Source organism: Streptomyces sp. NPDC102451 (genome assembly GCF_044765485.1).
In the GTDB taxonomy this organism is placed as follows: domain Bacteria; phylum Actinomycetota; class Actinomycetes; order Streptomycetales; family Streptomycetaceae; genus Streptomyces.
The window spans coordinates 129,385-143,744 of record NZ_JBIWKD010000007.1 but is presented as its reverse complement, the minus strand read 5'-3'; the positions used below and the strand labels follow the sequence as shown (position 1 = coordinate 143,744).

Sequence of the window (14,360 nt, the reverse complement as noted above, 5' to 3'; positions counted from 1 at the left end):
GGATCGACGGTGCACGCGCAACAATCGCGCCTTGTCGGCCGTGATCCCCGCGCCGTACCTTCGATACGTCTCCCCACCCCGCCCGTCCCGCCCGAGGTCAGCCATGCCGTCGTTGCGTACCGCCCTGCTCCAGAGCTCCGGACGACCCGGCTCCGTGGAGGACAACCTCGCCACGCTCGACGAGGCCGCCGCCCGGGCCGCCGCCGCGGGCGCCCGGCTGCTGGTCTGCCCCGAGCTGTTCCTCACCGGGTACGCCGTCGGGGACGCCGTCCCGGAGCTGGCCGAGCCCGCGGACGGACCCGCCGCGCGGGCGGTCGCCGACATCTGCGTACGCCACGGACTCGCCGTGCACTACGGCTACCCGGAGCGGGCCGGCGAGGCGGTCTTCAACGCGGCGCAGCTCATCGGCCCCGACGGGACGCCGCTCGCCGGCTACCGCAAGACCCACCTCTTCGGCGGCTTCGAGGAGAAGTGGTTCACCCCCGGCGACCGGCCCGTGGTCCAGGCCGAGCTGGACGGCGTACGGGTCGGGCTGCTGATCTGCTACGACGTCGAGTTCCCGGAGAACGTACGCGCGCACGCCCTGGCCGGGACCGAGCTGCTGCTCGTGCCGACCGCGCTGATGCACCCCTTCCCGTTCGTCGCCGAAGCCGTCGTGCCGGTCCGCGCCTTCGAGAGCCAGCTCTACATCGCGTACGTCAACAGGGCCGGTCAGGAAGGCGAGTTCGAATTCACCGGGCTGAGCTGCCTGGCCGGACCCGACGGCACGGTCCGCGCCCGGGCAGGCCGCGGCGAGGAACTGCTCGTCGGCGAGGTCGACACCGCTCTGCTCGCCGCCTCACGCGCCGCCAACCCGTACCTCGAGGACCGCCTCCCGGGCCTGTACGGCTCCCTGGTCTGAGCACCCGCCCCCGATCCGCGCTTCCCCCGCAAGGAGTCCGTACCCCATGACGTCCACGGTGCCCAACGCCGTCCAGCACACCGACGCGCAGCCGCCGATCACCATGTTCGGGCCGGACTTCCCTTACGCCTACGACGACTTCCTCGCCCACCCGGCAGGCATCGGGCAGATACCGGCCACCGAGCACGGCACCGAGGTCGCCGTCATCGGCGGCGGGCTCTCCGGCATCATCGCCGCGTACGAACTCATGAAGATGGGCCTGAAGCCCGTGGTCTACGAGGCGGACCGGATCGGCGGCCGGCTGCGCACCGTCGGCTTCGACGGCTGCGACCCCTCGCTCACCGCCGAGATGGGCGCCATGCGCTTCCCGCCCTCCTCCACGGCGCTCCAGCACTACATCGACCTGGTGGGGCTCGAGACCAAGCCGTTCCCCAACCCCCTCTCACCGGCCACCCCCTCGACCGTCGTCGACCTCAAGGGCGAGTCCCACTACGCGCGCACCATCGACGACCTGCCCCCGGTGTACCGCGAGGTGATGGACGCCTGGAACACGTGCCTGGAGGAGGGCGCCGACTTCTCGGACATGAACCGCGCGATGCGCGAGCGCGACGTACCCCGCATCCGGGAGATCTGGGCGAAGCTCGTCGAGAAGCTCGACGACCAGACCTTCTACGGCTTCCTCTGCGGCTCCGAGGCCTTCGCCTCCTTCCGGCACCGCGAGATCTTCGGGCAGGTCGGCTTCGGCACCGGCGGCTGGGACACCGACTTCCCCAACTCGATCCTGGAGATCCTCCGCGTCGTCTACACCGAGGCCGACGACCACCACCGGGGGATCGTCGGCGGCAGCCAGCAGCTGCCGCTGCGCCTGTGGGACCGCGAACCGCAGAAGACCGTGCACTGGCCGTCCGGCACGTCGCTGTCCTCGCTGCACGACGGGCAGCCGCGCCCCGCCGTGACCCGGCTCGACCGCACCGCGGGCAACCGGATCACCGTCACCGACGCCACCGGTGACATCCGCACCTACCGGGCGGCGGTCTTCACCGGGCAGTCCTGGCTGCTGCTCTCCAAGATCGCCTGCGACGACGCGCTCTTCCCGATCGACCACTGGACGGCGATGGAGCGCACCCACTACATGGAGTCGTCCAAGCTGTTCGTGCCCGTCGACCGGCCGTTCTGGCTGGACACCGACGAGACCACCGGCCGGGACACGATGTCCATGACGCTCACGGACCGGATGACCCGGGGGACGTACCTCCTGGACGACGGGCCCGACAAGCCGGCCGTCATCTGCCTCTCCTACACCTGGTGCGACGACAGCCTGAAGTGGCTGCCGCTCTCCCCGAACGAGCGCATGGACGTCATGCTGAAGTCGCTCGGCGAGATCTATCCGGGCGTCGACATCCGCAAGCACGTCATCGGCAACCCGGTCACCGTCTCCTGGGAGAACGAGCCCTACTTCATGGGCGCGTTCAAGGCCAACCTGCCGGGCCACTACCGCTACCAGCGACGGCTGTTCACCCACTTCATGCAGGACCGGCTGCCCGCCGACAAGCGCGGCCTGTTCCTCGCGGGCGACGACATCTCGTGGACGGCGGGCTGGGCCGAGGGGGCCGTGCAGACCGCGCTGAACGCCGTCTGGGGTGTGATGGCGCAGTTCGGCGGCGCCACCGACCCGGCGAACCCCGGCCCGGGCGACGTCTTCGACGAGATCGCGCCGGTCGAGCTCCCGGAGGGCTGAGCGGGGACGCCGGGGCCGGCGCACCGTCTCAGCGGCACGGAGTGAGCAGGAAGCGCCCCACCAACCCCGCTCCGGCATCCATCCGTGCCCTGAACTCCTCGGCCAGCGGCGGCACTCCGCGCAGCTGCCACAGCATCCGGGCCGCCGACCACGACGCCTCACGGGCCCGCTCCAGGCTCCAGGACCCCGCGAGGTGGACGAGGGGGTCGGCGACCTCCAGCAGATCGGGGCCGGGCATCAGATCTTCGCGGATCTGCTCCTCCAGCATCACGAGGAGATCGCCCACCCGGTCGAACTCCTCCTTGAGGTCCGCCGGAGCGCAGCCGAGCGTACGGCAGGTGTCCACGACGGCCAGCGCGAGATCGTGCCCGATGTGCGCGTTGACACCGGCCAGTGCGAACTGCAGCGGACGTACGCCCGGATGGCGCCGGTACTGGAACAGCGGGCGCCAGCACGCGGGCGGACTGCCGCCCGAGACGGCCGTGTCCACCGCCGTCAGATAGCGCTCGGCGAACCGCACGTCCAGTGCTGACACGGCCTCCCGGTCCGGGAACGCGCCGTCCGAGATGTGCCGGCCGATGGCCTCCGTGACCGTCAGATAGACCTGGTTGAACACCGCCACGCCGTCCCCGGGCGGCCAGTCGGAACGGAACGCGCGCATCCGCTCGATCACCGCGCCGACATCGGTCACCGTGCCGGCCGCGCCGGCCGGACTTGCGAACTGCTCGATCCGGTCCATGCGGGCAGCGTCCCAGCCATAGGCTCGCCACGGCGCCGACGGGCCGGAGACTTCATCGGAACGGACGAACACCGGGCGCCGGGGGAGGGACCAGGAGTGTCGGGCGTACGCGCAGGGGGCAGGACCGAGGCGAGGCGCCGGAGGCGCGCCGCACGCCGTCACACCATGGCCGCGCTGGCGTCGGCCGTCGTGGCGGCCGGTGCGGCGACGGGGGTGATAGCCGCCGGAGCGGATGACGACGGGCGCACGACCGCGCTCCCGGACACGACCGCGTCCCCGGTCCTCGAACCGCTGCCCGCCGTGCCCACCCCGTCCGCGTCCCCCACGGCCTCCGCGACGGTCACGCCGTCCCCGAGCCCCAGCCGGACGGCGCGCAGGACCCCGGCCCCGTCCGCGTCGCCGAAGCGGTCCTCGCCCCCCGCCGTGTCCGCCGGGCTCTACCGACACCCGCAGTCCCAGGTCCTGGACTGGGTCGGCGCGCACCGGGACGACCCGCGCCGCCCGCTGATCGAGTCCAGGATCGCGGCGCAGCCCGCCGCGGTGTGGTTCCCCGCCTACAACCCGGGCGCCGTGACCGGCCAGGTCAGGGGCGTGACGGCGGCCGCGGCGGCCGCGGGCCGTACGCCCGTCCTCGTGCCGTACGCCATCCCCGACCGGGACTGCGGCGGGGCCTCCGAGGGAGGGGCGCCGGGCCTCGACGCGTACGACGCGTGGATGGCGGACTTCGCCGCGGGCCTCGGCAGCGGTCCGGTCATCGTGATCCTGGAACCGGACGCCGTCGCCCTGTCGGACTGCCTGTCGGCCGGGCAGCGGGCCGAGCGCTTCGCGTCCCTGGCCCGCGCCGGCCGTACCCTGCACGCCGCGAACCCCCAGGCCAAGGTCTACTTCGACGGGGGGCACTCCGGCTGGCACAGCGCCGCGAAACAGGCCGCGGCGCTCCGCGAGGCGGGCGCCGCGACCAGCGGCGACGGCATCTTCACCAACGTGTCCAACTTCCACAGCACGGCCGACGAGACCGCGTACGCCCGGCGGGTGCTCGCCGCGCTCGGCGGGCCGCCCGGCCTGGGCGCCGTCATCGACACCAGCCGCAACGGCAACGGGGCACCGGCGGCGGGGGAGTGGTGCGACCCGGCGGGCCGGGCGCTCGGCAGGGCCCCTACGACGGAAACCGGGCTGGCCGGGATCGACGCGTACCTCTGGGTGAAGCTGCCCGGGGAGTCCGACGGCTGCAAGGGATCGGCCGGTTCGTTCACCCCGGACTACGCCTACGAGCTGGCCACCGGCTGAGCGGTGCCGCAGGGGATCGTGGCCCCCGGCGGGGACCCCGTCAGTCCTTCCCGGCCGGGGGCTCCTCGTCGTACTGCGAGGTGCCCGAGTCCAGCAGGGGCTCCTGAGTCTTGAGGTGCGCGGGGGCGAACGCCCGGAGCGCGTGGTAGCCGGTGATCACGACGAGCGTGCCGAGGGCGATGCCGCTCAGCTCGAAGTTGTCGGTGATCTTCAGGCTGACCCCGCCGACGCCGATGATGATGCCCGCGGCGGCCGGCACGAGGTTGAGCGGATTGCGCAAATCGACCTTGGCGTTCAGCCAGATCTGGGCGCCCAGCAGGCCGATCATGCCGTAGAGGATGACCGTGATGCCGCCCAGCACCCCGCCGGGGATCGCTGCGACGACCGCACCGAACTTGGGGCAGAGGCCGAACAGCAGCGCGGGAGTGGATCTTCCCGAAGACCAGGTCGAGCACCCAGGACAGGACATAGCCGAAGACGAGGCCGAGGAAGATCGCGATACGGGAGAAGAACCCGCGCAGGCAGACGACCGCCAGCCTGGTGAACAGCATCACCAGCAGGGCCGTCCACTGGTCCTGGGGCCAGTACGTCGACGCGTTGACGGGCGCCAGGTTGAAGCCGATCAGCATCACGACGGCACCGGTCACCACCGGCGGCATCGCCGCGTGAATGATCCGCGCGCCGAACCGCTGCACCACGAGCCCCACCAGGAACAGCACGGCGCCGACCACCAGGACCGCGCCGGTGACGGTGGCACTGCTGCCGCCGCTTGCCCGGGTCGTGGCGGCCACGCCCACGAAGGAGAGCGAGCACCGCAGATAGCTGGGCACCCGGCCCTTGGTCGCCAGCAGGAAGATGGCGGTGGCGACACCGGACATCATGATGGCGAGGTTCGGGTCGAGGCCCATCAGGACGGGCGCCACGAATGTCGTGCCGGACTTTCCATGATGAGATGCCGTCGCCGGCGCGGTCACAGGGCCGGGAACGTGGCAAGGAACGACGATGGCAGGCAGCGGGACGGGGCGCTCGCGACGAGCGCTGATCTACCTCCGGGTCAGCACGGCCAGGGACGACATGATCAGCCCGGAGCTGCAGCAGTTCCAGGGCGAGACGCTTGCTGCCAAGGAGGGCATGCAGTTGGTGGGGAAGCCCATCATGGACTTGGGCAAGACGGGACGCTCCTTCGGGGAACGCCAGATTTCCAAGATCATTGGGATGGCTGAGCGCGAGGAGTTCGACGTCCTCATCCTGTGGGTCTGGTCGCGCTTCGGCCGGAACATGAAGGACTCCCTGACCAACCTCGACCGGCTCACCGAGCTGGGTATCGAAGTCCGTGCGGTCAAGGAGGACTTCGATGGGCGGACGAACATCGGCCGCTTCGCGATCCGGCAGATGCTCAACATCGCTGAGCTGTTCAGCGACCAGCAGGCAGACGTGCTCACCTCCGCTCGCGCGGAGAGCACCCGTCGTACAGCCCGGTGAAGTTGAGCGTCGGCGGCTCACCTCCGCTCGCGCGGAGAGTACTTCGACGAAGGACTGCTGGAGCGGCTACACACCGGCTCACCTCCGCTCGCGCGGAGCGCACGGTGCGGCGCCCGGCCACCATCAGCCGGGCGCCGGCTCACCTCCGCTCGCGCGGAGAGCACCACAGTCGGTCGCCGTGAGCCCCTCCCCGGGACGGCTCACCTCCGCTCGCGCGGAGAGCACGTACGCATCAGGTTGACCAGGCCGTCGTTGACCGGCTCACCTCCGCTCGCGCGGAGAGCACTCCCCGGTGGTCTTATCGGTACGCCGTACCGACGGCTCACCTCCGCTCGCGCGGAGAGCACGTGAGGCGCTCCTTCGTCCCCCAGTACGACACCGGCTCGCCTCCGCTCGCGCGGAGCGCACTGGTAGGCGCCGAGGTTGAACGAGGTGGGGGCCGGCTCACCTCCGCTCGCGCGGAGAGCACGTCGTGGTGTCCGGGTCGTAGCAGACGACCAACGGCTCACCTCCGCTCGCGCGGAGAGCACCGCCCCTGACACCGGTTGAGGATGATCAGGCGCGGCTCACCTCCGCTCGCGCGGAGAGCACCGGCCGAGCTGCGCCATCACGCGCGACGGGGACGGCTCACCTCCGCTCGCGCGGAGAGCACACGGAGATCTTCCTCCGCCCCTGCCCCTGGTGCGGCTCACCTCCGCTCGCGCGGAGAGCACGATGAAGACGTCCTCGGGCCAGTTGCGCTGGGCGGCTCACCTCCGCTCGCGCGGAGAGCACTTCAGCCACGACCACGCGTCGATGACCAGGCTCGGCTCACCTCCGCTCGCGCGGAGAGCACCCCGGGTAACCGACCAGACCACCGCTCGCGTACGGTTCACCTCCGCTCGCGCGGAGAGCACTTGGGCCGGCGTACACCCTGTTCCCACTCGGTCGGTTCACCTCCGCTCGCGCGGAGAGCACTGGTTGAGGAACATCCGGACCGGGCCGAAGGCCGGTTCACCTCCGCTCGCGCGGAGAGCACCCGGAGGCTCTTCTCGTCGTCGCTCATGACGCCGGTTCACCTCCGCTCGCGCGGAGAGCACTGCAACGCCCGCGACCAGCCGGTGAAGGCCTCCGGTTCACCTCCGCTCGCGCGGAGAGCACCAGTTTCACCGCCACGTACTTCCCGTACGCGGCGGTTCACCTCCGCTCGCGCGGAGAGCACAGCGGCCGAGTCGTCGGCGACGGGCCGCCGCGCGGTTCACCTCCGCTCGCGCGGAGAGCACGGCTACCCGTACCGCGAAACCCTGGCCACATGCGGTTCACCTCCGCTCGCGCGGAGAGCACTGCGGCCCGGCACAGCAGCAGGGCGCCATGGTCGGTTCACCTCCGCTCGCGCGGAGAGCACGTCCGGAGCCGCGCCTCGTGGTCAGCCACATCCGGTTCACCTCCGCTCGCGCGGAGAGCACACGAGCGGCTGCCCCATCTTGTCGTTGATCTGCGGTTCACCTCCGCTCGCGCGGAGAGCACTACGTGAAGCGCTGCGACGCTGACCAGTCCAGCGGTTCACCTCCGCTCGCGCGGAGAGCACATGGGGGAAGTGGGAAACAGCTGGGAGACGATCGGTTCACCTCCGCTCGCGCGGAGAGCACTTCCTCGTCGTCGACGGCGGCGCCTACAAGGGCGGTTCACCTCCGCTCGCGCGGAGAGCACCAGGTCAAGAAGATCGAGCAGGACCAGGCCGACGGTTCACCTCCGCTCGCGCGGAGAGCACCCCTTTTTGACCTGGCACGTTAGAGCAAGTTTGCCATTCCTTGACTCTCTCGCTGAAATGCGATCAGCGTGAGGCCGTCGAAGTCGAGGGGTTCTCGGCGGCGGGTGCCCGCTGTGCGTAGTTGGAAGCCTTGCTCGTTGTCGGCGGGGTGGGCGAGGACCGCGATCCCGTCGTTGGTACAGGCGGTGACGGCTGACCAGAGTTCGTCGCGGACCTTCGCCGAGACGGTGCCGACGTAGAGCTCGGGTGTGACTTCGAGTAGCCAGCGGGTGAGGGCACCACGCAGATGGTCAGGCACAGCGGTGGCTGAGATGACGATCATCGAGGCCATGGGCCGTGTCCTTCCGGTGGGCGGGTCACAGTTGGTTCCCGTGGTTGACGCCGGCGGGCACGGAGCCCGAGACCGGGTCCCAGAGGTCGACGAGTTGTTCTTCGGGGTCGGGTTGTTCGTAGGTGTGGTTCGGGTCGAGGAGCTGCTGGATGTCGGTGACGATGCGGGGGAGCAGTTGGAAGAGGCGCAGTTCGTGGCGGAAGGAGCGGCGTGCTTCCCCTTCGGGGTTGGGTGACGCGTGGAGGGAAAAGGCGAGTGGGATCGTGAGTTCGGCCTTGTAGAGGTCTGCGACGTCGTAGACGAAGGCTTGTTGGTTTCCGCTGTGGACGAAGCCGAGTGCTGGTGAACAGCCCAGTGCGGTGATCGCGGCGTGCACGATGCCGTAGAGGCAGGTGTTGGCCGACGAGAGAGCGAGATTGACCGGGTCCTGGCTGTCCCAGGAGGCGGGGTCATAGGCGCGGCGGAAGCGGCCGATCTTGTACTGGCGGGCCAGGAGTTGGTAGTGGGCTTTGACGCGTTGGCCTTCCATGCCGCGGAGTTTGTCGAGGTTGGTTCCGCTGGTGGCGGTGCCGTCTCCGAAGCGGAGCTCGTACATGGCTTGGGCGATGGCGAGGCGGTGGGTGTCGTCGGCCCAGGCGCGGGTTTGGCGTTCGAGCCAGAGGGTGGTGAGTGACTCGGGGACGGCCGCGGAGTAGCAGCGGACGCCTCCGGATCCGGCGGTGATGACGGTGGTGCCGTTTCGGGCGAAGGTGGTGAGTGCGCGGGCGGTGATAGAGGTGCCGGGGCCGAGAAGGACGCAGCTGAGGGCTGCGGTTGGCAGGTAGACGGTTTCTGGTCCTCGTTGCTCGCTGGTGACTTCGGCGCAGACCCCGGTGTCGTCCTGGTGGATGCGGACGATGTCGAGGTAGAGGAAGGACAGGGAGTCGGCTATGCGGGGGAGCATGGCGACGGTGGGCGCTGCGAGCTTGCGTCGGGCGTTGGTGGTGGTGAGGGGTCTGGTGGCAGGGCGTGGGGTCACTGTGGCTGCCTCGCGGGGGCGATGCTGAGGAGGCCGCATCCGTAGGCTTTTCCGCGGCCGATGCCGTTGAGGATGGCTGCTCTCAGCAGGTCGGGGTCGATGATGGCGGCGGTGCCGTCGAACTGGGTCCGGGCGTGGCGGATGCGCTGGGGTGGGGCGTCGGTGGGGCGGCGTTCGCCGCGTACGGCGTCCAGGGGGTGGGAGTGGTGGGTGAGGGGTTTGAGTCCGCCTTGGTCAGCTTGCCGGAGCCACCATTCGTCTGCTGCCGCGCCGGTGAGAGGGACGACGGGCGGGAGGTTGTAAAGGGCTCGGGTGGTGGTGCCGGGTTTGCGGACGGGGCTGGCGACGCACCGGTAGCGGACGGTGAGCCCGGGCCGGATGGCGTCGATGAGCGCGTCGAGGGGGCGGGTGAGAACGGTGCCGTAGCCGTCGGGGAGCAGATTGGTGTCGGGTTTGTGGGTGGACTGGATGAGCAGATTCGGCCCGGTGGGGGTGTCTTCTGTGCGGAAGAGGACCCCGAAGCGGGCGCGCGGATCGGGGCCGGCATCGGACGGGAAGAGGCTCATGATGCGGCGGTGCATGCCGATGGCGCCTGCGAGGTCGCGGCGGCTTTCCCGGGAGCGGGCGTCGAGAACGATGCGGGTGAGCCAGAGCGTCAAGGTCGGCTCCCTTCGGGGGTTTCCAGCCGGGTGTCGAGGTAGTGCCCCAGAGCGGTCAGCTGTGCTGTTCCGAGCCCGGCGAACTGGGAGTTGGGCAGGATCAGGGTGCGCCGGTACAGGGGCCGGGCGCGGTAGGCGCGTCGGCTGGGGTGGTAGCTGACTGGCTGATCATTGACTTCGCCCGAGGAGTGGGTGCCGTCCTCGTTGGTCTCGCTGATCATGTGTGCCGGCGCGGGCAGGTGGGTCAGCGGGCGGTCTGCCAGAAATTCGACAGGGTGGCCTTCTGCCCCATGGTTTCGGCCGGGTGCTGCGGCGAGGGGTAGGTGGATGAGGTGGTGCAGGGCGTCGTCGCTCTGTCCGATCAGGACGGGGCCTTCGGGTGGGCACGATCGGCGTCCGAGGTGTAGGGACCACCGGGGAGAGCGCAGGGCTTTCACGCAGCGGTCCAGGAGAGCGTGGCTTGCGGTGGTTGCCTGCGGGGCGGTGAGGCTGACGGTGAAGGCGGCGTCGGCGAGGTAGTAGCGGTGGGTAAGGAGGGTGCCGGTGTCGCCGGGGCGCTTTTTGCCCTCGGCTGTGGTCACGGTCGCTTTGCCGGGGAGGCCGCCGCCGACCGTGTGCAGGTCTCGCAGCAGTACACCGGGCCGGTCCGTGCGCACGGTCAGCTGCAGTGCGGCGAGGTCGTCGATGGGCTGGTCGCGGTGCCGCCCGAGCGCGGAGGCGAGCATGCCGATGACGCCGGAGCGGGTCGGGAAGGCGGCGGTGTCACGCTCGTTGAAGTGGCTGTGCAGCCCCCAGGACTGCAGGGGCCCGGTCAGACGTAGCAGGAGGCCCGGCTCGGCAGCGGGGTGAGGAGTGGTCACGCTGTGCCGCCGTTTGCGAGGGCGCTGTCGAGGGTTGCGTTGATGAGGGCGTCGAAGCTGGTGTGGCGGGTTCCGAGGCCGTCGAGGCCCTTGTCGTCGAGGCCGGCCCAGCCGGAGGTGAGGATGCCGCCGGTGCCCAGGAGGCGGTTGGCCGCCTCGGCGTACGCGGACAGGACGGTACGGGAGGGGGCTGCGTAGCCGCCTTGGCCCGCGGCAGTGACGGGGCTTTCGAACGCGGCGGCGTAGGAGAGGGGCCGGTCGGTGCGTACGCAGATGTGGGCGAGGTCGGGGATGGTGTGGGGCGCGGTGGAGTTCTTCTTCGCCTGGGGCAGGGACAGGATGAACGAGCCGAGGAAGGCGGCGGTGAGTTCGCGGAGCTCGTCGGGGTTCTCACCGATATTGTGGGCGAGGTCGCGGAGGTCGATGGTGGCGTACCGGTAGAAGGTGCCGGCGCTGAACTCGGTGTGGCCCATGTGGCCGCTGCCGCTCTGGTCGCCCCAGGTGGCGGTGACGTCGTCGACGGCGGAGAAGTAGTCGAGCTCGACGTCGGTCTCGTGGGTGGTGAGGGCGTGGGCGACCTGGACGGCGCCGTCGACACCTGCGTTGTCAACTTCGGCAAGCATGCGGCCGAACAGATTGATGATGCCGTTGCGGGTGCGCAGCACCGCCTCGACGCGGTCGGTGGGCAGGACGCTCTTGTCGGCGGGCTTCTTGATGTCCTTCGCCCCTTGCAGCGTCTCGCGGTGTTCCTCGGCCAGGTCGGCGAGTTCGGCTACGGCGGTGTCGGGGACGTAGACCATCGCGTTGGTGAGGACCTTGTTCGTGATGGACTGCTTTGTGTCCTTCGGGTCCTTCGCGAGTTCGAACTTGATACTGCTGGCAGCTGCCGCGTGCGCCCCCCGCCTTCTGCGCGAGGTCGAGCGGCCATCCGCGGTCCTCGATGAGATGGAGGGCGACGCGTTCACCGATGCGGCGGGTACGCAGGGCCTCCTGGCCGATGCGGTCCTCGAACACGCCGCGCACGGCTCGCTTCCAGGACTGGCTGCTCACCCGGGTGCGCAGCACGTTGCCGTACTGCACTGTCTTGACGGAGTTGGTGTCGTCACGGTTCAGGTTGGCGAACGGAACGCTCTGGATGATGTGGATGTCGATGAAACGGGCGGCCATGGCCATGCTGTGACTCCTTCGTGCGGAGGTGTGCGATATGTATGAGGTCGTTCGGTTCTGTCAGGGTGCGGAGGGGGCGACTGTCGCCTCAGCTGCCAACTCCTTCTCGTCGGCTTCGTCCGCCTGCCGGGCCACGGCCTTGTTCCGAACCCGGTAGAAGTCCTGGAGCCAGGTACGGGAGATCAGCCCGGACTGCTTGCGCCAGTTGCCGAGATCGTCGAGGAGCTGCGCCCAGTCGACGTCCACGCCCAGCGAGCGCAGGTAACCGACGGAGGCGGGCAGGTGTCGGTGCATGCCGTTGATGCTCTGGCGGGTGAGGAGGTTGAGGCGGCTCTCCGCTGTTCCCGCCCGCATCTCCTTTTCCCGGCCCGGCCCTTCGGCGACCGCGGTCGCGAAGGCTGTGCCAAGGCTGATGCGCCGCCGCCGCGAGGTGGGGGCAGCAGTCGGTTCGCCGGGCTCTTCCTGACCGTCCGTTGTGTTCTGCGGGACGACCAGTGCGCTACGGGGCTGGGCGGCGATCATCGCGGCGACCGTGTAGTAGGCCCGTTCCACATCTTCGGAGCGGGGCTCGGGCAGCCACGGGGCGACCAGGCGGTGCATGCGCCGCACCGAGTCGAGATCCTTTCGCAGCCCGCTGCGCAGCGCACTGCGGGCACCCGGGTCTTCGGCGCTGACCTGCATGATCCAGTTGGTGAACGCGCGCGAGCGGCCCGCCCGCGGCTTGCCGCTCTGCTGCGGGACCCTGCCGGTCGGGGAGATGAATGGCTCGGCGGTACCCTCGAGGGTTGGCGGGGGAGTGGTGGTCATGCGGTGGTCTCCTTGGTCTTCCTCGCGCTGGGAGTGGGCACGGTCGCCCGGCTTTTCGGGATGCCGCCATAGAGGTCGAGGCGTGCCTGTGAGACGGCCTTTGCACCGCGTACGGTGCGAGTGACGGGCTCTGTCACCGTGTCGTATGCCTCCTGGGCCAGACGCAGGAATGCCCGGCGGGTGGCTGCCGGGTCGAAACCGCCGTCGTCCGATTGACCGGTGCGGTCCAACAGACGGAAAAGTTCCCAGAATTCGGCTTCTGCGCGGGGCCAGTAGCGGGCTGCGGCCTCGGCGGCCCAGGTGGCACCGTCCGCTTTTGTATCCCGGACGTAGGCGGCCCAGGCGCGCTTGACGGCACGGTCCAGACGGCGCCCGTACATTTCGCCGAATTGCCGCAGCCGGCCGACGGCAGGGACGGTGCGCGGGTCGTTGTCCTCGGCGTAGCCGAGGACGGAGGGGGTGCTCGCATCAATGAACTGGGTGTCCTTGGCCTGCCCCTCCTGGTCGAAGCCGAGTGCCCGCACCCTGCCTTCGCAGACCTCGACGGCCGTCCGGAACACGCGGGGCTGTTCGGGGTGCGCACTGCCCGTCGGCGGGTGCTGCAGCAGCAACGCGTCCAGGTCCCGCCACAGAGCGCGTCCGGAGTCTGCGGGACGCGGGTAGCGGTTGCCCTGCTGGCTGGTCTGCCAGATCAGGTAATCGTCCTCCCGCGGCATCCGCTCACCCCGGTAGGCCCAAGTGATGAACGCGTCCCGCACATGGGTGCTGTCCTTGTCAGGCAGCAGGAGCAGCGCGTGCTGTGAGCGGCCGGTGTGCCGTGAGCGCGGCCCCCGGGACTCCCTCTGTGGACGGTCCGGATCGGGCAGGTCCTCCTGCTCCCATGGGCAGAGGTCTTCCTGTCCGTTCACGCTCTCCTCCGGCGGCACGAGGCCGGCGAGCAGCGTCTCGAAGAGGGAATCGCCCTCAGGGTGATAGGACAGCGCCGTGCGCAGCGGACCGGCGGTCGCGCTTGCGCTCTTCACTCCGTTCACCTCACGGGACGAACACCGGCCCGAGGGCCCGTAGTAGTGCCAGACGAGCAGGTTGAGGAAGGCTTCGGGGGCCGTTGGCAGTACGGGGGCGGTGTCTGTGTCGTGCCGGAACCAGGAGTGGTTGTTGCCCGAGGGACGGGTGACGATGAGCTTGTTGACCCCGGCGGTGTTCGTTGCGTCGCACTGTTCTGCCAGCCGTGGATCTTGCATCCAGGGACGCCCGTCCGGCGCGAACAGGAAGAATCGGGACTCGAACTCCTCGAAGTACGCATCGATCTGCTCGGGCGGAAACCGGCCGGTGTCCAGGATCTTCAGACGGCGCTCGTCCCAGTCGCCCTCGGGACCCTGCTCGGTCAGATTCGCCACCCTGGCTGTGAGCGCGTACAGGATGCGGAGCAGGGCCGCGTGCGCGGGCGCGTCGGCGACGGCAAGGGATGTGATCTCGTGGCTGCGCAGCAACAACTCACGCAGCCCCACCAGATCAGGCAACGTGCCGGTGCCGGAGACGGTGCTGCCGGGTTTCCACCGCACGGGGACACAGGGTTGGTCGATCAAGTTGTACGTGCCGGTAGGCATGAGGGTGTCCTGTC

General features: G+C 69.8%; 10 protein-coding genes, 3 pseudogenes and 1 CRISPR repeat array. Of the genes and pseudogenes, 4 read left to right on the top strand and 9 right to left on the bottom strand.

What is annotated here, in order from left to right; all coding sequences use genetic code 11:
* Window positions 1-103: 103 nt before the first annotated feature.
* Window positions 104-901: a carbon-nitrogen hydrolase family protein gene (locus ACIRD8_RS18305; protein WP_403992158.1), complete on the top strand. Its 798-nt coding sequence runs from the start codon at window positions 104-106 to the stop codon at window positions 899-901.
* Between the two features lie 46 nt (window positions 902-947).
* On the top strand, window positions 948-2,639 hold the full coding sequence (locus tag ACIRD8_RS18300) for a flavin monoamine oxidase family protein (protein ID WP_403992155.1): 1,692 nt from the start codon (window positions 948-950) through the stop codon (window positions 2,637-2,639).
* A 28-nt stretch (window positions 2,640-2,667) separates the two neighbouring features.
* On the opposite strand, the gene ACIRD8_RS18295 is transcribed toward ACIRD8_RS18300, so the two are convergent.
* Window positions 2,668-3,378: a DUF5995 family protein gene (locus ACIRD8_RS18295; protein ID WP_403992153.1), complete on the bottom strand. Its 711-nt coding sequence runs from the start codon at window positions 3,376-3,378 to the stop codon at window positions 2,668-2,670.
* Window positions 3,379-3,543: 165 nt separating this feature from the next.
* Here ACIRD8_RS18295 and ACIRD8_RS18290 point away from each other — a divergent pair, with 165 nt between their 5' ends.
* A complete protein-coding gene (locus ACIRD8_RS18290) occupies window positions 3,544-4,665 on the top strand; it encodes a glycoside hydrolase family 6 protein (protein WP_403992150.1) in 1,122 nt (373 codons plus the stop codon).
* Window positions 4,666-4,705: 40 nt separating this feature from the next.
* Here ACIRD8_RS18290 and ACIRD8_RS18285 read toward each other — a convergent pair.
* A pseudogene (locus ACIRD8_RS18285) lies at window positions 4,706-5,639 on the bottom strand (solute carrier family 23 protein).
* Window positions 5,640-5,667: 28 nt separating this feature from the next.
* Here ACIRD8_RS18285 and ACIRD8_RS18280 point away from each other — a divergent pair.
* A pseudogene (locus tag ACIRD8_RS18280) lies at window positions 5,668-6,060 on the top strand (recombinase family protein); the annotation flags it as partial.
* A gap of 43 nt (window positions 6,061-6,103) precedes the next feature.
* Window positions 6,104-7,897: direct repeats of the CRISPR family, unit length 25 nt; unit sequence TCACCTCCGCTCGCGCGGAGAGCAC.
* 19 nt (window positions 7,898-7,916) lie between these two features.
* Here the strand turns inward: ACIRD8_RS18280 and cas2e are convergent.
* The 7 genes and pseudogenes from cas2e to casA all read right to left on the bottom strand — a co-directional run bounded on the left by cas2e (window position 7,917) and on the right by casA (window position 14,346).
* Window positions 7,917-8,228 (bottom strand): type I-E CRISPR-associated endoribonuclease Cas2e, encoded by a 312-nt coding sequence (gene cas2e / locus ACIRD8_RS18275; RefSeq protein WP_403992147.1) that lies wholly within the window; start codon window positions 8,226-8,228, stop codon window positions 7,917-7,919.
* A gap of 25 nt (window positions 8,229-8,253) precedes the next feature.
* Window positions 8,254-9,171: a type I-E CRISPR-associated endonuclease Cas1e gene (cas1e, locus tag ACIRD8_RS18270; RefSeq protein WP_403992821.1), complete on the bottom strand. Its 918-nt coding sequence runs from the start codon at window positions 9,169-9,171 to the stop codon at window positions 8,254-8,256.
* A 71-nt stretch (window positions 9,172-9,242) separates the two neighbouring features.
* Window positions 9,243-9,905: a type I-E CRISPR-associated protein Cas6/Cse3/CasE gene (cas6e, locus tag ACIRD8_RS18265; protein WP_403992144.1), complete on the bottom strand. Its 663-nt coding sequence runs from the start codon at window positions 9,903-9,905 to the stop codon at window positions 9,243-9,245.
* Window positions 9,902-10,765 (bottom strand): type I-E CRISPR-associated protein Cas5/CasD, encoded by an 864-nt coding sequence (cas5e, locus tag ACIRD8_RS18260; RefSeq protein ID WP_403992141.1) that lies wholly within the window; start codon window positions 10,763-10,765, stop codon window positions 9,902-9,904. Before cas5e ends, cas6e begins: the two co-directional genes overlap by 4 nt.
* Window positions 10,762-11,938 (bottom strand): annotated as a pseudogene (gene cas7e, locus ACIRD8_RS18255) (type I-E CRISPR-associated protein Cas7/Cse4/CasC). The gene cas5e and the pseudogene cas7e overlap by 4 nt, the downstream one beginning before the upstream one ends.
* 54 nt (window positions 11,939-11,992) lie before the next feature.
* On the bottom strand, window positions 11,993-12,739 hold the full coding sequence (gene casB, locus ACIRD8_RS18250) for a type I-E CRISPR-associated protein Cse2/CasB (protein ID WP_403992138.1): 747 nt from the start codon (window positions 12,737-12,739) through the stop codon (window positions 11,993-11,995).
* Window positions 12,736-14,346: a type I-E CRISPR-associated protein Cse1/CasA gene (gene casA / locus ACIRD8_RS18245; protein ID WP_403992818.1), complete on the bottom strand. Its 1,611-nt coding sequence runs from the start codon at window positions 14,344-14,346 to the stop codon at window positions 12,736-12,738. Before casA ends, casB begins: the two co-directional genes overlap by 4 nt.
* Window positions 14,347-14,360: the final 14 nt, after the last annotated feature.

Excerpts from the sequence above, each read along its gene's own strand:
- ACIRD8_RS18290 (WP_403992150.1), top strand. The coding sequence starts at position 3,544 with ATGGCCGCGCTGGCGTCGGCCGTCGTGGCGGCCGGTGCGGCGACGGGG.
- cas2e (WP_403992147.1), bottom strand. The coding sequence starts at position 8,228 with ATGGCCTCGATGATCGTCATCTCAGCCACCGCTGTGCCTGACCATCTG.
- ACIRD8_RS18300 (WP_403992155.1), top strand. The coding sequence starts at position 948 with ATGACGTCCACGGTGCCCAACGCCGTCCAGCACACCGACGCGCAGCCG.
- casA (WP_403992818.1), bottom strand. The coding sequence starts at position 14,346 with ATGCCTACCGGCACGTACAACTTGATCGACCAACCCTGTGTCCCCGTG.
- casB (WP_403992138.1), bottom strand. The coding sequence starts at position 12,739 with ATGACCACCACTCCCCCGCCAACCCTCGAGGGTACCGCCGAGCCATTC.
- ACIRD8_RS18295 (WP_403992153.1), bottom strand. The coding sequence starts at position 3,378 with ATGGACCGGATCGAGCAGTTCGCAAGTCCGGCCGGCGCGGCCGGCACG.
- ACIRD8_RS18305 (WP_403992158.1), top strand. The coding sequence starts at position 104 with ATGCCGTCGTTGCGTACCGCCCTGCTCCAGAGCTCCGGACGACCCGGC.
- cas1e (WP_403992821.1), bottom strand. The coding sequence starts at position 9,171 with ATGCTCCCCCGCATAGCCGACTCCCTGTCCTTCCTCTACCTCGACATC.